This is a genomic window from Acidithiobacillus sp. TH-A117 (assembly GCF_057473465.1).
In genome coordinates, this window is sequence record NZ_JBYCKQ010000029.1 from 90164 (window position 1) to 107966 (window position 17803).

Here is a 17803-nt window from a genome sequence, read left to right on the forward strand (position 1 = left end):
CCATGTCGGGTATCAGTGGGTTGGTCAATAATGCCCTGACGGGTCTGCAGGCTGCGCAATCTGCCCTGCAGGTGACCGGTGACAATATTGCCAACGTCAATACCCCCGGTTACAGCCAGCAGAACATCGTGCAGTCCACGGCCGTGCCCACTCTTTTGGGAGGGCAGTATTACGGCAACGGTACTCAGGTCGAATCAGTACAGCGCAGTTACAGCAGTTTTTTACAGGGCCAGGTTTGGACAGCCAGCGCCAGCGCCAGTGGGCAGGCCAGTCTTTCCAGTTCTCTCCAGAATATTCTGGGGATCCTTAATAACGGGGGCATCAGTTCCCAGGTCAGCCAGTTTTTTTCCGGGGTGGCTCAGGTGGCTGCCAGTCCCACGGATATTCCGGCGCGCCAGAGTATGCTCAGTAACGCCCAGACTCTCAGTCAGACCTTTCAGTCTTTGGGACAGCAGCTCGCCAGTGTAGATAGCGGCGTCAATCAGCAAATCTCCGAGTCTGTCAGCCAGATCAATACATTGAGCAAACAGATAGCACAACTGAATGTGCAGATTTCCGCCTCGCAAAGCGGGGTCAATGCCTCTCCCAATGATTTGCTGGACCAGAGGGATCATCTCATCACCGAATTGAACGGCCAGGTAGGTGTGCAGGTCCTGAAGCAGAACAACAATCAGCTGAGCGTGTATCTCAGCAATGGCCAGGTATTGGTAGCGGGCAGCCAGTCCTTTGCCCTGCAAACCCAGCCCAGCCCTTACAATCAGCAAACCCTCAATGTAGGCTATGCCAGCAATGGCGCGGACCTGACGAAAAATCTGACCGGTGGAACCCTGGGTGGCCTGCTGCAATTTCGCAGCCAGTCTCTGGATCCTGCGGAAAATGGACTGGGCTTACTTGCAGACGGCATTGCTTCCGCATTGAACGCGCAGCAGGCCCAGGGCTTGAATCTGAATGGCAGCAGCGGTTCGGCCCTGTTCAGCACTGGGCCGGTCAGTGTGTATGCCAATACCCATAACAGCAGTGGCAGTGTCTCTGTTGTCGGGACCATCACCAATGCCGGTAATCTCAGCGCCAGCCAGTATATTCTGAGCAAAAGCTCCGGCTCGGTATGGAATCTGGAGAACAGCAGCACCGGTGCTGTCGTGGCGAGTACTTCTGGTTCTACGGCGAGCGGGACGACGACCCTGAGTTTTTCGGGCCAAGGTTTTCAATTGCAGGTGTCCGGCAGTGCCGCAGCGGGCGATAGCTTTCTGGTTGAACCCACCCGTCTGGGGGCGATGGACATGCAGACGGTCATGACAGACCCTGCGGGTATTGCGGCTGCCAGTCCTTATGTCAGCAGCCCCGGTCAGCTGGTAAGCGGCAGTCTGGTGAATACCAATCTCGGCAATCTGACTCTCTCGGCCGGGCAATATGTGAGCAGTAGTGGTTCGGGCGCCATTGTAGTTTCCGGTCTGTCTGATTTCCCAACACCTTTACAAATTACCATCACCAGCGGTGCCAGCCAGGAGGGCGGCACGGCCAGCTTCCAGATCAGTTCTGGCGCGGGAACCGGATCTGTAGTGGGTACAGGAACGGTCAGTCTGGGTGGTTCCGGTACCGTCATTGATATACTAAACCCCCATGCGCCGGGAGGATATTGGCAAGTGAATCTCAGCGGTACCCTGGCGGCCTCCGGGGATGCTTTCACCCTGAGTCCGGGGGGGGCAGACAGCAATGGTAATGCCCAATTGATGGCCGGGTTGTCCACCAGCAAGATTTTGAACAGTGGAACCGCGACTTTTAATGACAACGCCGCTCAGTTGATTACCCAGGTGACCAATCAGGCTGCGCAGGCCCAGAATAATGCCCAGGCTCAACTGACAGTACTGCAGTCTGCTCAGGCTGCCCAGCAATCCGTATCCGGCGTCAATCTGGACCAGGAGGCCGCCAGTCTGATTCAATACCAGCAAGCCTACCAAGCGGCCGCCAAAGCCATTTCCGTGGGGAATACCCTGTTTCAGTCCCTGATTCAGGCCTTATAAGGAGCAGATCATGCGCGTCAGCACCCAGGAATTTTATCAGAGCAGCCTGTATTCGCTCTTGAACCAGCAGAGCACGCTGAATAATCTCTCTCAGCAGCTTTCTACGGGTAATGCCCTGATTAATCCCACCAGCAATCCGGTGGCCAATGCCCAGGTGCTGGATCTCAGCAGCAAAATTGCCAATCTCGGCAGCTATCAGCAAAGTAATACCTATGCACAGCAGGATCTGGGCATGAGTTCCAGCACGCTGCAAAGTGTCGGGACCCTCATGAATCAGGTTCAGCAACTGGCGGTGCAGATGAATAATGCCACCGTCAATGCCAGTGATCTGCAAAATGCCGTGACTACCATGCAGGGCAATTTGCAGCAACTGGTGCAACTGGCCAACACCCAGGACGCCAATGGTACTTATATTTATGGCGGTTCCCAGGCCAACACTCCACCATTTCAGCTGCAAAGTGATGGAACGGTGCAGTATCTGGGTGATTCCAGTCAGAAAACCCTGGAAATTGGTCCGGGGCTCACGACACCCATTTCTCAGGCAGGAAACGCCGTTTTCATGAACACCCTGGCGGGCAACGGGACGTTTACCGTCAGCGCCTCTGGCAGCAATTATCAGATTCCTGCGGGCAGTTCCGGGACGTCAGTCAATGCAGTGGGAAACACCACCCTGGGTCCGGGCAGTGTACTGAATTCTGCAACCGCCAACTCGGAATTTGTGGCGAATGGTACGCAATTTGAGGTCACCATCAGCAATGGTGCCAGTGGATTGATTTATAATGTCACCAGCGGGACGGGGGCGGTGGGTAGTGGTGAATGGACGGCCAGCTCCGGCAGTGTTGTCAGTGGAACGTATACCCCAGGGCAAAGTATTGCCATTCCTGCCACAGAGGGAGGAAGTCCTTTCATCACGGTTTCGACCAATGGCGAACCGACCTCCGGACAAACTGTCTCTTTTACCTTGGCCGCCTCCAAACCCCAGAGCCTGTTCCAGACTTTCAGTGACCTGATCACGGCTTTTTCGGAAGGCTCCGGTTCACCCGGCGCCAACACCCGCCGTGCTCAGGACATCAGCAATGCCCTGGCGAATCTCAATCAGTTTCAGACCAGCCTGCTCAGCACCCAGGCACAAATAGGCTCCCAATTGCAGCAAGCCCAAAGTGTGCAGTCGCTCAACACTAACCTGACCCAGCAGTTTCAGACTGCCCAGGGAAATCTCGCGGATGTGAGCTATCCCCAGGTCATCACCCAGTTCCAGGAAAGCTCGACGGCCCTGCAAGCGGCACAGAAGGCGTTTGTGCAGGTGCAGGGGTTGAGTTTGTTTCAATACCTTTGATTGAGTGTAACCATTGAAAATATCAACACAAAACTTCGCATTTGATGCAGATCTCGACTCTCGTCAACTCCATGGTAAGCAAACAATGGCAGTGCTGGCTCGGCAACGTATTGAACTTTGCTCAGCGAGATTTGATGTGCTCTATGAAAAGGATAACCATTCCCCGCATGTAGACTTATATTTTCATCTGCCAGACATTCACCGTTTAATCCCAGCGTTAGCTCTACCACTTGACGCTGGATCTAATCGTGTCATTTGGCCAGAGACTTTTTCAATATGGTCCGATGCACTGTTAGATCAGATCAGCCTGCGCCTCTTAAATCTATGGGGTAATAATCCTGCTTCTGGCCAATTGTTTATGGCCAGTGGTTCCTCAGATATTTTTGGAGAGAATCCAGAGCAACGTCTTTCTGAATTTCCTATTCCCGGGTATCAGAACTACTGGACCACTGTGCAAATGCTGAATCGTTACCGCTGGATAACAGAACGAGTAACCGCAGGCCGCGTGCTGGAAGTTGCAGTCGGCAGCGGTTTTGGAGCTGCTTGGTTGATGGAGAGACGGCCAGATATTGCGGAATATGTTGGTGTTGATATCGATAGTGCGGCTATTAAGCTCGCTAAACAGCTCAACGAACGGCGAGTACACTTCCATCTGGGAGAACTGGAGGGTCTCCCAGATAACAATTTCGACTGGGTTCTGTCGCTAGAGACCATTGAGCACACACCAGACCCGGAGTTGTTCTTGCTTGAGCTTAAGAAGCGGCTTTCTCCTAGTGGGAAAATGCTCGTGTCATTACCTTGTGAACGGTGGCACGGTACCCATTGTAACCCGCACCACTGGAGTGCATGGAACTACAGGCGTATTCGTCAATTCTTGGAACAACACTTCAATCACCTTGAGTTTTATCGCTATTCTCGCCCCACTTTTCTTGAACATGTGTTCAAAACTGCCGTGATCAGCCGCTTGGAGAAAGTTGATCCCGACTGGGACGAGGACTACCTCGTGGTGCTGTCTGCCCCTCGCAATTCCCCGTTGCGTTCCCGCGTGGTTGTCCAACGCCGCTATGCCCGGGGCGACGTGCTCCAAGCGACGCCCATTGTGAGGGCCGTTCGGGAAAAGTTTCCCGACCATACTTTGGTAGTCTCTACTGATGTCAATGAGGTGTTCGCAGGTAATCCCAATGTTGATTTACTGATGGCGACATCGTCTGGATTCCGGCCACGGTCCAATGATGTGCTGATCAATCTTGACGAGGCATACGAGAAGCGCCCGAAACAGCACATCCTGACTGCTTATGCAGAAGAGGCTGGTATCGCGCTGCCCAATCCAGCGCTTGAGCTGCATCTCGACCGGCGCGACTACGCAACTGTCGGCGGACTGCTGGCATCGGCCGGCGAAGCTTGGCAAACAGTGAACCGCATCGTCGCGGTACATATGGGGGCGACACCTGATCGGTCATGGCCAGCAGGTTATTGGCAGACACTGCTTGCCGCTTTGCAGACCGATCCACAATTGGGGGTGATCGCCGTTGGCGCAGGTGCCGACTTTCAGCCACCCGAGGCGGTACGTGTTTTAAATTGGGTGAATCGTTTGGACTTGCGAGAAAGCGCAGCGGCGATTGCTATTAGCGACCTGTTGGTCGGTCCTGACTCGGCGCTGCTTCACATAGGCGCAGCTGTGGGCACCCCAGCTGTCGGCCTTTATGGCATGGCTGATCCGAAGTACCGTGTTCCGTTTGGCGCGGAACAAACGGCACTATGCTCGCCAGTTGAATGCGCTGGCTGTTTACATGATATGCCTGCACCGAATACCAACCCCCGCTGCAAGTTTGGTAAGTCATTCTGTATGGAGGCAATCTCGCCATCGCGAGTCGTCACTGCTGTCATTGAGCAACTCAATCGGCGGCCTGCTGATGTCTGGCGCACGCGCCTGCGTTTGGGCGGTTGCAATGAGTTGCGGGTGCAATCGCAATCACCGTCCTGGGCAGAAACGGCGGGAGGGGCATCTCCTCTAGGGGGACATGCAGGCGTGACTGCGCCGTCAACCAGCCCCACAGCAGAACCTCTGGTATCACTGTCCCAGAACGTCCCCTGGCTTTCCGAAGCCCGTTGGCTGCCGCAGGAAAGCAATTGGGCGCAGGAGACACTGCAGGCGTGGAAACAGCAAGGCTGGACGCCCCCCCGCTTCGCCCTGGCGCAGGTCACAGCAAGCGACGAGCGCACGCAAGCTACGAGGCAAAGCCTGGATGCGCAATGGCTGAGCGGCGATGCAATGACCGTGGAGGACAAAGGTGAGGAGCTGCTGGCCGCCATCAATCTCTGGGTGCTGGATGCTAATGCCGACTGGCTGGGCTTCATCGACACCGGCGACCAACTCGCCCCCGATGCCTTGTTCCGGGTGGCCCACGCCTTGCGGGAGCATCCCGAATGGCAATTGGTCTACACGGACGAGGACTCACTGACTCCCGATGGGCAGCACGTCAACCCTCACTGCAAGCCTGACTTCAATATCGATTATTTGCGCAGTCTGCCCTATATTGGCGGCTTGCTGCTCATCAAGAAGGAATTGTTTGCAGAGCTGGGTGGGTTTGACCCGGCAGCCGACGGGGCAGAGGACTACGATCTGATTTTGCGGGCCTGGGAAAAAATCGGGGACGCTGGCATCGGCCATATACCCGAAGTCCTCTATCACCGCTTGCAGGGGGGCGGCCATTGCAGCAAGTCCGTGGAAGAGATCATTCAGGTCAGCCAGACGGTGCTGCAACAGCATTTGCAGCGCCTGGGCATTGCCGCAGAAGTGTCGCCTGGGCCTTTCCCACCGTCCACGCGAGTGCGTTACCCGCTGCACGAAAAGCCTCTGGTCTCCATCCTCATTCCGACACGCAATCAATTGGGCTATCTGCAGCGCTGCGTGGAATCGCTCATCGAAAAAACCCAGTATCCCGCTTACGAAATCCTCATCATCGACAATGATAGTGACGATGCCGAGGCGCGAACCTATCTGGACATGCTGGCCGCCCAGGAAGAACAGCTTGCAGGTCGCTTGCGCGTGCTGCGCCATCCCGGCCCCTTCAATTTCTCGGCCATGAACAACCGTGCCGTGGAGCAGGCGCGGGGCGACTATCTCCTGCTGCTCAACAACGATACGGCGGCCTTGCACGAAGATTGGCTGGATGAAATGGTGAGCCATGCCCTGCGCCCCGAGGTGGGAGTGGTAGGGGCTAAGTTGCTTTTTCCCGATGGCAAAATCCAGCACGCAGGTGTCATTCTTGGAATGCGCGGGCCGGCAGAACATCCCTTCATCGGCCAGCCGCCGGAATATCGCGGCTATTTCGGTCGGGCCATGTTGACCCAGAATCTGTCGGCGGTGACGGGCGCCTGTCTGCTCATCAGTAAAGCCCTGTATCAAGAACTGGGCGGCCTGGATGAACAGCGGTTTAAGGTGTCCTATAACGACATCGATCTTTGTCTGAAGGTGCGGGAAGCCGGACACAAAATCGTGTTTACCCCCTGGGCCATGCTCCTGCATGAGGGCTCCGCCAGCCAACGCGGCGAGGTGGAGAAAAAGCCCAGCGCCGAAAAAGAGCAGCGCTTTGCCGGTGAAAAAATGGCCTTTTACCAGAAATGGCTGCCACAACTGGCCTTTGACCCGGCCTATAACCGTCATTTGAGCCTGGCCAGCACGGATTTCCTGCTGGAGGATCAGGCGGCCCTGACCTGGGATCCAGAATGGCGTCCGCGCCCCCGTATTCTGGTGCATCCCGCCGACCGGGAGGGTTGCGGAGAGTACCGGATCATCTCGCCCATGCGCGCCTTGCAAAAGGCAGGGAGAGCCCAGGGCTGGGAAACCATGCGCATCTTCGAACCCGCCGAAATGGCGCGCTTTTCGCCCGAAAGCATCGTCTTGCAACGACAAATGGAATGGCCGCAGATCGAAGCCCTGGAACGGCACAAAAAGCTGCTCAAGACCTTCCGGATTTTTGAGATCGACGACCTGATCACCAATTTGCCGGTCAAAAGTCTGCATAAGGCGCAAATCCATAAGGACATCGCCAAGCGTTTCCGCAAGGCCGCAGGTTTGTGCAACCGCCTGGTGGTGGCGACGGAGCCTTTGGCCCAAGCCTACAGAGGCTTCAGCGACGAAGTGCGGGTCCAGCCCAATTGCATCGAAGACGCCATCTGGGGTGCTCTGCAGCCCAAGCGACGCGGCCTAGCCAAGCCCAGGGTGGGATGGGCCGGCGGGGTAGGGCACACCGGCGATCTGGAAATGATCGCCGATGTGGTCCGCGACCTGGCCGATGAAGTGGACTGGGTATTTTTTGGCCTTTGCCCCGATGCCTTGCGCCCCTATGTGAGGGAATTCCACACGGGGGTACCACTACCCCAGTATCCCGCCAAACTGGCCAGCCTGGACCTGGATCTGGCCCTGGCACCGCTGGAAAATAATGCCTTCAATGAGGCCAAGAGTCATCTGCGGATTCTGGAATACGGGATTCTGGGCTACCCGGTGATTGCTTCGGATATTTTCCCCTATCAGGGAAATTTCCCCATTACCCGGGTGGCCAATCGCTATCGCGACTGGGTGCGGGCCATCCGCGAGCAGATTGCCGACCGGCAGGCCCTGGCGGTGGCGGGCGACCGCTTGCGGGAGCATGTACGCGCCCACTGGCTGCTGGAGGAGCATCTGGACGACTGGCTGGCAGCGTGGCTGCCCTGATGGGGATGATGCTACCCGTCGGTCAGCTCCAAACGGCGCTGATTCTTTCCAGGCGCTCCCGGATGCGGTCCATGATATGTCGATCCTGGATAATCTCAGCAAAATTGGCCGCTTCGTCCCTGCCTATGCGACTGATTACTGCCTCTATGCCACTTAGCCGGTTCAGAATTTCACGATCCCTATCACGGGCAGCATCCAGCTCCGCTCTGATCTTCCGAAGCTGCTCCAATACCAGATTGTCTTCTGCCATATCGACCTCCTCATATGCCCTTGCAGTTGTTCTCAGCTTCCCGCAGTTCGCACCTGCGGAGCCAGCAGCAGGAGAATCTGGTCCAGCTTGTTGTCTTGACGATCCAACCGGGATTCGAGCCGATACATCCTTGACTCCAGCCGCGACTCGCTTTCCTGAATAGATGCCTTCAGTTCCTGCCGCTGCGTGTCAATCCTCCGGGAAATTTCCAGGATTTGGGCAGCCTGCTCACTCAGGCGCTCATTCATCTGTGTGGATTGCTCGCTGAGGCGCTCGCTCATCTGCCTGGCGTGCTCACTCATGCGCTCGCTCATCTGTCTGGCATGTTCACTCAGGCGTTCGTTCATCTGAGTGGATTGTTCGCTGAGGCGTTCGCTCATCTGCGACTGCACCCCGCGAAGCTCGGCGATTTGCGCCTTGATGGCGTCCAGTTCGGGAACCAGAAATGACTGGATGGCCTGCTTTACGTCATCTGTCACGCTCACAACACCCGCCTCCAGTTCACGAATACACCCTTTCATGTTCTGAATTGTAATCTGTTTGCAAAGTGCCTTCCATACAGCCCAGAGAAGCAATGCCTCTTCGCGGGTCATTCAAGTTTTTTGCTGAAGTGCCGTTATAGGAAGTGTGGAAGGGATTCCACACTGGCAAGGATGCCATCTCAACCCTAAGAAAGGAGTCTTATCATGGCAATTTCAGGAATTATCAATACCAATACTTCAGCGTTGAGCACGCTGGATGCCCTCAATGGTACCCAGGGTAGCCTCAATACCTATCTGCAACAGTTGTCCACGGGCAAGAGTATCAATGGCCCGGCAGACAACCCGGCGGGCTACGCCATCGCTCAGCGGTTTCAAACCCAGATCAATGGCTTGAACCAGGCGGTTTCCAATGGTAATCAGGGGGTTTCCCTGGTGCAGACGGCCACCGGTGCCATCCAGAACCAGACCAGCTTGCTGCAGCAGATCCGCACCACGGCGGTGCAGGCGGCCAACGCCTCCAACACCACCTCCGACCGGCAGGCCCTGCAGGGCGTGGTAAGCCAGTTGCTGGCCCAGGTGCAGACCATCGCCACCCAGACTCAGTTCAACGGTCAGAATCTTTTGGACGGTACTTTTGCCGGTGCTGCTTTCCAGGTGGGTGCCAACTCCAACCAGATCATCAATGTGGCGGTGGGGGATACCAAAACCAATGCCATGGGGAACTACAGTTTGACCAATCAAACCGGTGGTGCTTACTCAAGCAGTTCTGGTGCATTTATTGATGGTGGCTATGCGGCGGGTGGTGCATTTACGGTCAGTAGTGGAGCGGCGTCGGGGGCGGGTGGTGCAGGAAACTTTACAACTACCGACGCCTTGGGGATTTCCGGATCGGTGGGTAGCGCAGCGGTCAAGGTTAATAGCACTGACGAATCTGCCTATAATTTGGCGCAGAGTGTCAATGCTGTGTCAGCTCAGACAGGGGTGAGTGCACAAGCGTATACCAGTGTGGCCTTTCAGGTCACTGCGACGGGCAGTATAAGTTTTAGCCTCGGAAATGGTTCCAGCGGAAGTGTTTCAAATAAAGTTAATATTTCCGCCACGATTAGTAGTGGTTCTGGTGGGCAGATCGATCTCAGTTCCTTGGTTACGGCGGTTAACAATCAGGCGGCAATCACTGGTGTTTCCGCCAGCACACAGACGGTCAATGGCACGCAGGAACTGGTGCTGACCCAAAGTCAGGGTCGAAATATTGTCATGCAAGCTGGGGCTAGTAGTAGTCCTTCTGGCATGACTGCCGGTTCGACAGCCCAGTTGCAGGCGATGAGCAATCCGAGTTCGGGTAGCGGAAGCCCCACTCCCGTCGGCGGTATCTTCAGCTCGGGTAGCGGCGGCCTCCTCATTCAGGGTGCCGTACAGTTTCAATCAGCCTCTTCCTACGCCATTGGCAATGCCAGCGAGATCGGCTTCAGTTCCCAGGCGGCCAGTCTGACTTCTGGGTCTGGTGGTTCGGAAGTCGCGAGCATCAATGTCACCACCGCAGCCGGTGCCCAGCAGGCCATCGGGATTGTCGATCAGGCTATCAACTACCTGAACCAGCAGAACGGTGCCTTGGGGGCCATCCAGAACCGGATTCAGGCCTCGGTTTCCAATGACCAGACTACGGCGACCAATCTGCAGTCGGCCCAGTCGGTGGTGCAGGATGCGAATATCGCCCAGGCGACCTCGCAGTTGACCAAGTACCAGATCCTGCAACAGGCGGGTATCTCGACCCTGGCCCAGGAAAACGCCCTGCAGCAGAGCTACCTCAAGCTGCTGCCGTAAGGAATACAGTAGGGAATAGCTTTCTCTCCCGCTCAGCAAGCCCCTTTGCCGGTACGCGTTGCAGGGTGGGAGGGTTTTAAAAGTGAGGTATACCCATGGATACTTTACCAGTGACCCATAGTCGCTTAAGTGCACAGGTTGGTACGACGCCAGAGTCTCCGCCAACTCGGCCACCCACCGGTCAGGCAGAAACTGCGATCAAAAAAACAGTTTCGACACCCAGTGTTCCACCCGAAAAATTACAGCAGGCTATTCAAAAATTACAGGATAAAATACCCGCCAGTGCTTCTGTGACCTTAGAGGCGGGGCTGGACCCGAACGGAGATCATCCCGGACAGGTATTGATTAAACTCAGTGACAAAGTGACCAAACAGACATTTTTTCAATATTACGTGCCCGCCGAGCAGGTGGTAAAAAGCGCAGATTCCGGAGATATCTTGAATCCGGGTAGTTTGATGCGTAGCAAGGCGTGAATTTTTGCGTATTTTTGCACAGGAGTATGGTTTATGACGGCTTCATTATCCGGTTTGGTGAGTGGTATTGATGTCCAATCCCTGATCAGTAACCTGAGTGCCGCTTATCAGGCGCCCATCACCCTGCTCCAGAACCAGCAGCAATCCTATCAGACCACCTTGAGTGCCTGGGGTACTTTGCAAAGCAGTCTGTCCGGTTTGCAGTCGGCCATGAGCAGCCTGCAGAATCTGGGTAGCACGAACAATCGCAGTGTGAGTCTTTCCAATAACAATGTCGCGACCGCCACGGCTGCAGCCAATGCCCCTCAGGGGAGTTACAGTCTCAGTAATATTGTACTGGCCCAATCCCAAAGTATTTATTCCAGTAATTTTTCGAGTGCGACGAATAATTCTGTAGGTACTGGCACCCTCCAGATTCAGGTGGGCAGCGGTGCGGTGAAAAATGTCAGCATCAATGGGTCCAATGACAGCCTGGATGGTATTGCCAGTGCCATTAACCAGGCCAATACCGGCGTGAATGCTGCCGTGGTCTATGATGGTACCGGCTACCGGCTGACCCTGACGGGTAATGGTACGGGGGCCAGCAGTGCTTTTACGGTCAGCACCAGCGGCGCCACCGGCAGCCTGGCTTCCCTGAGTTATAGCAGCGGGGTGTCGGGGTCCATGACCTTGAGTCAGCAGGCCCAAAATGCCGGGGTCAGTATTAACGGATTACCGGTGACCAGCACGAGCAATACCATATCTGGCGCCATTCCGGGGGTCACTCTGAATTTGCTGCAGGCCAGCGGTAGCGCCACATTGCAGGTTTCCAGCAGTAACGCGTCTTTCGTGACGGGGGTGCAGAGTTTCGTCACGGCCTTTAACAAAACCATGGGTACCATCAACCAGTTGACCGCCTACAACGCCCAGGCGGGTTCGGGTGGACCCTTGTTGGGCGATGCCTCGGTACAGGGCTTGCGCACTCAGTTGCTGGACATGATTTCCGGGCAGGGGATAGGGATATCCTCGGGGAGTGCCTACAATTCATTGGGTAGTGTCGGGCTAGGGCTGACCAGCAGTGGCACCATCAGTCTGAATACCGGAACCCTGGGTACGGCGCTTTCTGCGGACTTCAATACGGTAGTGGGTTTGTTTGGCCAGGCAGGCAGTACCAGCAACAGTAATGTGCAATATCTGACCGCCAGCAGCGCGACCCAGGCGGGCACTTACGCCATTAACGTGAGTCAGGCAGCCACCCAGGCCACCACGTCTGGATCTGCAGCCATTCCTTCCGGGGGGATTCTCCAGAGTGAAAGTCTGACTTTCGGATCGGGAGGCAGTTCCGTGGTGGTGTCCCTGAGTTCGGGCAGCACCCTGACCGATATTGTCAACACTATCAACGATACTCTCCAGCAATCAGGCATGACGGGAATTACTGCGAGTGCCAACAATGGGTATCTGGAATTGCAATCCAATGCCTACGGGAGCGCCCAGTCTTTCACCGTGCAGTCCAATGTGGCTGCGGGTTCGGGAGGGACCGGGATTGGCACCAGCCTGGTCACCGCCACGGGGACCGATGTGGCAGGCACCATCAATGGTCAGGCCACCAGCGGTTCCGGCCAGACCTTGACCGTGACGGGGCCCGGCAATGCGGCGGGCTTGCAAGTGAAAATCACGGGTAACAGTACCGGAAACCTGGGTGCGGTCACTCTCAGTCAGGGTCTTTACCAGCAGATGAGCACCTTGCTGAGTTCCGCCCTGAATACCCAGAGTGGTTTTGTGACGGCTGCACAAAACGGCATTACCTCTTCCATCAATGGACTGGGGGCGCAGATCACCACCTTGCAGCAATCCGCCTCCAATCAGACCGCTCTGCTGACCCAGCAGTTTGCGGCCATGCAGTCACAACTGGCTTCGCTGCAATCTACCGGGCAGTATCTCAACGCATTTTATGCTGCCGGTAATTCCAGTTCATCCAGTTCGAGTTCCAATGGTTAAGCGAGGATCATAAACCATGAGTTATGCTACAGCAGCAGCCATGCAGGCCTACAAGCAGGTAGGCAATCAGGGGATATCCAGCGATCGTCTGGTTCTGTTGGGGCTGGAGGGGATTCTGGAACATATCCGCCGCGCCCGGCTGGCCATTGTGTCCCATGACATCAGCAGCAAGGCCGAATCCATGGATAAGGCCTATCAACTCACTGCCCATCTTCTGGCCAGTGTCAATTTTGAGCAGGGTGGCGAAATTGCCAAAAATCTCGACAGTCTTTACCGTTTCCTGTTAAATCAGTTGGCACAAGCCAATATTTTTGATGATCTGCAGGCGCTGGATGCCTGCCAGCCGGTGCTGGAAGACTTGCGCGATGCATGGAGAGGATTGCTGGGACAATCATAAGGCAACTTCTCCGCTTTCAAGGGAGAGGAAATGAGTGAACAGCACGCCGTTGTCCTGGAAGATATTCTGCCCCTGAGCCTGGAGAAAGGCGAGTTAGACTCCCTGCGACGCAGTCGTCTGATGCGGGATAATCTGGCGCTGCTCAAGGCGCTGCTGGTGATGGACGATCATCTGCTGGCGGAAGATGAAAACCGCGATGCGACCAGTAGCCTCGAAACCAAAATCGATTTATTGCTGTTGTTGGTGGGAAAAGGCATACAGGGGTTGGATCCCTTGCCGCCGGCCTATTCCTGTGCGCTGGGCGCGGAAAATCTGTACTGGGACGCGCCCTTTTCCGAAGATTTTCCCGGGGCTGGGAATCCTGTCTGCGTATCGCTGTTTCTCCGCCCGGGAATTGCCATGCCCTTGTTTTTGCCCGGTGTTCTTGAGAGTGATGCGAATAGATCAGGAGCAGCTACAGATACGCTGTTGCGTCATCATTTGCATTTTCAGGTGGATACCCGTGTGCAAGAATCACTGGATCGACTAATATTCCGTCATCATCGGCGTGCCGTTGCGCGCAGAAAGGATCATCACCCTCTATCCGCTGATTGACAGGTTGTCGTTATGTACACTGAGGTAAACACAGAAATCGAGGCAGGCAGGGAGAGACGCAGTCTGTCGCGAGAAAGCTGTGGACTGGTGGGCGGCAGTCAGCCGATTCAACGCATGACCGCCATGCTCGCCAAGGTGGCGGCAACCGATTGCACGGTGTTGATACTGGGAGAATCAGGAACGGGAAAGGAAGTGATCGCCCGTTGCCTGCATCAGCATTCCCTGCGACGCCAAGGGCCCTTTGTGGCCGTTAATTGTGGGGCGATTCCCGAAGATCTCATGGAAAGTGAGTTGTTCGGTCATGAAAAAGGGGCTTTTACGGGCGCCCTGGCGGCGCGCAAAGGGCGCTTTGAGCTGGCCGAGGGGGGGACGCTTTTTCTCGATGAAATCGCCGAAATGAGTCCGCAAATGCAGGTCAAGCTGCTGCGGGTGCTGCAGGAAAAACAGTTCGAGCGGGTCGGTGGCTCACGCTTGCTGACCAGTAATGTGCGGGTGCTGGCTGCTACCCATCGTAATCTGGAAGCGCGCATTGACGAAGGCTGTTTTCGTGAAGATTTATATTACCGTTTGAATGTGTTCCCGGTGGATGTACCTCCCTTGCGCGAACGCCCCGGCGATATCCACTTGCTGTTTCGCTATTTTATCGACAGATTGGTGGGGGAGGGGCATCTTCCGGTGCAACTGGAGGAGAGCGCCCTCCGGGCCATGGATGCCTATCACTGGCCCGGTAATGTCCGCGAGTTGCGGAATCTTGCCGAAAGACTGGTGATTCTCCATGGTGGCGAAACCCTTTCTGACGAACAGCTGCCAGCCCGTATTCGCAAAATCGAAAATCCGGAAATGGCAGATGAGCGGCAAAGTCTTGCCGCCGTATGGGCCGAACCGGTATCGTGCCTACCTGATGAGCCCTTCGACCTCAAGCAGCATCTGGAAGAAATCGAGAAGGATTTTCTGCTGCAGGCTCTGGCCGTGTGTGACCAGGTCGTGGCCAGGGCTGCGGACCGCCTGGGTTTACGGCGCACGACCATGGTAGAAAAACTCAAAAAGTATGGATTGAATACGCTTCGGGATCAGGATAATTGATGTCTGAAGACATTGCCGCATCTGCCCCTGATGCTTCCCGCCTCATGGAGGCATTTCGCCTTTTCAATCAAACTTCACAGGAACTAACCGAAGCCTACGGCACTCTCCAACAGGAGGTGCAGCGTCTTTCTGCTGAGCTGGCCGAGGCCAATGTCCGCCTGCGGGCGGAGCTGGAAGCCAAGCAAACAATGGGAGAACGTCTGGCCCTGCTGCTGGAGATGTTGCCGGGCGCTGTATTGGTGATTGACCATGGGGCATTGATTGTCGACATGAATCCCGAAGCCATTCGCTTGCTGGGCGCAGACTTGCGGGGTGCGGATTGGCAATCCCTGCAACCCCGGCCCATGCCCGGTGCCCGGGATGAATGGTGCTTGTTGCGTGGAGATGCCACGGGTCAACCCGTGCAGGTGACCATGGCCGTGAATGCCCTGCCCGGTGAAGGGGGGCAGGTCATTCTGCTGCAGGATGTCACTGCGGCCCGGGCCCGGGAGGAGGCCGCACAACGGCGCGAACGCCTGGCAGCCATGGGCGAAACCATGGCGGGTCTGGCCCATCAGTTACGCACCCCACTGGCCACAGCCTTGTTGTCAGTGTCGCAAATGCGTTATGAACGCGGGGCAGAGTCCTTTGCACGGCAGCAACTGCGCGCGCAGGAAAGACTGCAACATCTGGACGCGACCATTGATGCCATGCTGCGTTTTTTGCGGGGAGCGGATCAGGAAGGGGGGTCGGTGTCCTTGCGAGAGATCCTTGCTGCCTTGCAAAGAGAGTGGGAGCCGCATTTTCGTCAAAAAAATGTCGTTCTGCAGATAGGGGCTGCGGAGGATGACTGGTTTTTGACAGGAACCCTGGCGGCCTGGGTGAGTGTGCTGGCGAATGTGCTCCATAATGCCCTTATTTTCAGTCCTGCGGAGCAGCCGGTACAACTCACCTTGCAAAAAAACCCGGATAATACCTTGCGCCTTGCCATCCGCGATTTTGGTCCGGGTATTGCTGAAGCAGATCAGGAAAGGATTTTTACGCCTTTTTATACCAGTCGTCGGGACGGGACGGGATTGGGTCTTGCCATCACCCGCAATTTTGTGGTCGCCATGGGCGGCAGTATAACCCTCGAAAATGTCTGTCCCGGGGCCTGTATCGTGCTCAATGTACCGCTGTGGCAGGTGACTCAGCCACTTTCCAGCGGCGCCGTGAATCAGGAGTTGTAAGCATATGGGGTCTAATCCAACGCGAATCTTGCTGGTCGAAGATGATGTGCATCTGGCGGAAGTCTTGCAGGAAACTTTGGAAGATCAGGGCTATCAGGTGCAATGGGCGGAAGATGGGACAGCGGCTTTGCGTTTGCTGACCGGGGCCGGATTTGATCTGGTACTCAGTGATGTGCAAATGCGCCCCATGGATGGTTATACCCTCCTGAAGACTCTGAGCACCCGGCATGACGCGCCGCCGGTACTGATGATGACGGCCTGGGGGACCATCGTCGAAGCGGTCCAGGCCTTACAGAATGGGGCTGTGGATTATCTGGTCAAACCCTTCACAGCCGATGTGCTGCTGGAAAAGATGCGGAAGTATGCGGTGCCGCATTGCGCCCCCGATGCCCGGGGGCCCATCGCCCAATCCGAAGCGATGCAGGCTACCCTGGAAATGGCCATAAAGGTCGCGCCTACAGATGCCAGTGTCCTGTTGATGGGAGAAAGCGGCGTCGGCAAGGAGGTGCTGGCACGCTTTATTCATCAGCAGAGCCGACGTCAGGCGAAGCCTTTTGTGGCGGTCAATTGTGCGGCCATTCCCGAAACCCTGTTGGAGGCCACCTTGTTTGGTCACGAAAAGGGCGCTTTTACCGGCGCTACCCAGAGTAGTGCTGGAAAATTTGAACAGGCTCAGGGAGGGACGCTGCTTCTGGATGAAGTCACCGAAATGCCCATTCAGTTGCAGGCCAAATTGCTGCGCGTTTTGCAGGAGCGTGAATTGGAGCGGGTGGGCGGTAAACAGACGGTTACCCTCGACATTCGCCTGATTGCCACCAGCAATCGGGATTTGCGCCAGGCGGTGGCGGAGGGCGTATTACGTGAGGATCTGTATTATCGTCTGCAGGTTTTTCCGCTACAGATTCCACCGTTGCGCGAACGCCAGGCGGACATTCTGCCATTGGCGGAGTATTTGCTGCGCCGTCATTGTCAGCAGATGGGCCTACCCCTCAAACGACTCAGCATGTCAGCCAAGCAGCAGCTCTATTTTTATGATTGGCCCGGCAATGTCCGGGAACTGGAAAATGCCTTGCAAAGAGCTCTCATTCTTGCTCAGGGTGATGACATTCATGCGGAAGATTTGGGGTTGCCAGTAGGGTTGCCGGCTCAACTTCCGGTGTCTGCTGTGCCATCATCAGGCTTGGCAGGACTTGTGCCCGGGGAGTCAGAAGGGGACACTGAGGTGGATGCCGAGGCTAATCTGGCCTTGGATGATCTGCGCGCCCATCATGAACGTGAGGCGATTGCTTTGGCTTTACGCCAGAGTCAAGGCTCCAAGGCCCAGGCGGCAGAGCGTTTGGGTATCAGTCCAAGGACCCTGCGTCATAAAATCCAGCGCTTTCGTGAAGCGGGATATGAACTGGGTTGAGATTGGCCTGTAAATTGCATGTATTTCGGCAAAAAT

At 55.9% G+C, this 17803-nt stretch carries 13 protein-coding genes and 1 pseudogene; 12 read left to right on the plus strand and 2 right to left on the minus strand.

Going from position 1 to position 17803, the window contains the following annotated elements; all coding sequences use genetic code 11:
* The first annotated feature begins 2 nt into the window (after positions 1–2).
* From flgK to AC2VLR_RS06840, 4 genes and pseudogenes are all read left to right on the plus strand, one after another.
* Positions 3–2021, plus strand: coding sequence for a flagellar hook-associated protein FlgK (gene flgK / locus AC2VLR_RS06825; protein ID WP_486881443.1), 2019 nt, complete (start codon positions 3–5; stop codon positions 2019–2021).
* Positions 2022–2031: 10 nt separating this feature from the next.
* Positions 2032–3357, plus strand: a complete 1326-nt coding sequence (gene flgL / locus AC2VLR_RS06830) for a flagellar hook-associated protein FlgL (protein ID WP_486881444.1) — start codon at positions 2032–2034, stop codon at positions 3355–3357.
* A gap of 457 nt (positions 3358–3814) precedes the next feature.
* Positions 3815–4237 (plus strand): annotated as a pseudogene (locus AC2VLR_RS06835) (class I SAM-dependent methyltransferase); the annotation flags it as partial.
* Positions 4238–4321: 84 nt separating this feature from the next.
* On the plus strand, positions 4322–8074 hold the full coding sequence (locus AC2VLR_RS06840; RefSeq protein ID WP_486881595.1) for a glycosyltransferase: 3753 nt from the start codon (positions 4322–4324) through the stop codon (positions 8072–8074).
* A gap of 22 nt (positions 8075–8096) precedes the next feature.
* On the opposite strand, the gene AC2VLR_RS06845 is transcribed toward AC2VLR_RS06840, so the two are convergent.
* Together AC2VLR_RS06845 and AC2VLR_RS06850 are read right to left on the minus strand one after the other, a co-directional pair.
* Entirely contained in the window at positions 8097–8324 is a 228-nt protein-coding gene (locus AC2VLR_RS06845) for a hypothetical protein (RefSeq protein WP_486881445.1), read from the minus strand.
* Between the two features lie 32 nt (positions 8325–8356).
* Positions 8357–8809: a hypothetical protein gene (locus tag AC2VLR_RS06850; RefSeq protein ID WP_368356271.1), complete on the minus strand. Its 453-nt coding sequence runs from the start codon at positions 8807–8809 to the stop codon at positions 8357–8359.
* Between the two features lie 201 nt (positions 8810–9010).
* Between AC2VLR_RS06850 and AC2VLR_RS06855 the strand changes: the two genes are divergently transcribed.
* From AC2VLR_RS06855 to AC2VLR_RS06890, 8 genes are all read left to right on the plus strand, one after another.
* A complete protein-coding gene (locus AC2VLR_RS06855; protein ID WP_486881446.1) occupies positions 9011–10627 on the plus strand; it encodes a flagellin N-terminal helical domain-containing protein in 1617 nt (538 codons plus the stop codon).
* Between the two features lie 95 nt (positions 10628–10722).
* On the plus strand, positions 10723–11100 hold the full coding sequence (locus AC2VLR_RS06860) for a hypothetical protein (protein ID WP_486881447.1): 378 nt from the start codon (positions 10723–10725) through the stop codon (positions 11098–11100).
* A 33-nt stretch (positions 11101–11133) separates the two neighbouring features.
* Positions 11134–13077 (plus strand): flagellar filament capping protein FliD, encoded by a 1944-nt coding sequence (gene fliD, locus AC2VLR_RS06865; RefSeq protein ID WP_486881448.1) that lies wholly within the window; start codon positions 11134–11136, stop codon positions 13075–13077.
* Positions 13078–13093: 16 nt separating this feature from the next.
* Positions 13094–13474 (plus strand): flagellar export chaperone FliS, encoded by a 381-nt coding sequence (fliS, locus tag AC2VLR_RS06870; protein ID WP_486881449.1) that lies wholly within the window; start codon positions 13094–13096, stop codon positions 13472–13474.
* A gap of 30 nt (positions 13475–13504) precedes the next feature.
* Positions 13505–14068, plus strand: coding sequence for a PilZ domain-containing protein (locus tag AC2VLR_RS06875; RefSeq protein WP_486881450.1), 564 nt, complete (start codon positions 13505–13507; stop codon positions 14066–14068).
* A 12-nt stretch (positions 14069–14080) separates the two neighbouring features.
* Positions 14081–15151, plus strand: a complete 1071-nt coding sequence (locus tag AC2VLR_RS06880) for a sigma-54 interaction domain-containing protein (RefSeq protein WP_486881451.1) — start codon at positions 14081–14083, stop codon at positions 15149–15151.
* Positions 15151–16359 carry a sensor histidine kinase gene (locus AC2VLR_RS06885; RefSeq protein ID WP_486881452.1) on the plus strand — a complete coding sequence of 403 codons (1209 nt, stop codon included), beginning with the start codon at positions 15151–15153 and terminating at the stop codon, positions 16357–16359. The genes AC2VLR_RS06880 and AC2VLR_RS06885 overlap by 1 nt, the downstream gene beginning before the upstream one ends.
* 4 nt (positions 16360–16363) lie before the next feature.
* Entirely contained in the window at positions 16364–17767 is a 1404-nt protein-coding gene (locus AC2VLR_RS06890) for a sigma-54-dependent transcriptional regulator (protein WP_486881453.1), read from the plus strand.
* Positions 17768–17803 lie beyond the last annotated feature (36 nt).

Bases quoted from the DNA above. Each gene is read 5' to 3' on its own strand.
- flgK (WP_486881443.1), top strand. From the start codon at position 3: ATGTCGGGTATCAGTGGGTTGGTCAATAATGCCCTGACGGGTCTGCAG.
- flgL (WP_486881444.1), top strand. From the start codon at position 2,032: ATGCGCGTCAGCACCCAGGAATTTTATCAGAGCAGCCTGTATTCGCTC.
- AC2VLR_RS06845 (WP_486881445.1), bottom strand. From the start codon at position 8,324: ATGGCAGAAGACAATCTGGTATTGGAGCAGCTTCGGAAGATCAGAGCG.
- AC2VLR_RS06855 (WP_486881446.1), top strand. From the start codon at position 9,011: ATGGCAATTTCAGGAATTATCAATACCAATACTTCAGCGTTGAGCACG.
- AC2VLR_RS06860 (WP_486881447.1), top strand. From the start codon at position 10,723: ATGGATACTTTACCAGTGACCCATAGTCGCTTAAGTGCACAGGTTGGT.
- fliD (WP_486881448.1), top strand. From the start codon at position 11,134: ATGACGGCTTCATTATCCGGTTTGGTGAGTGGTATTGATGTCCAATCC.
- fliS (WP_486881449.1), top strand. From the start codon at position 13,094: ATGAGTTATGCTACAGCAGCAGCCATGCAGGCCTACAAGCAGGTAGGC.
- AC2VLR_RS06875 (WP_486881450.1), top strand. From the start codon at position 13,505: ATGAGTGAACAGCACGCCGTTGTCCTGGAAGATATTCTGCCCCTGAGC.
- AC2VLR_RS06880 (WP_486881451.1), top strand. From the start codon at position 14,081: ATGTACACTGAGGTAAACACAGAAATCGAGGCAGGCAGGGAGAGACGC.
- AC2VLR_RS06885 (WP_486881452.1), top strand. From the start codon at position 15,151: ATGTCTGAAGACATTGCCGCATCTGCCCCTGATGCTTCCCGCCTCATG.
- AC2VLR_RS06890 (WP_486881453.1), top strand. From the start codon at position 16,364: ATGGGGTCTAATCCAACGCGAATCTTGCTGGTCGAAGATGATGTGCAT.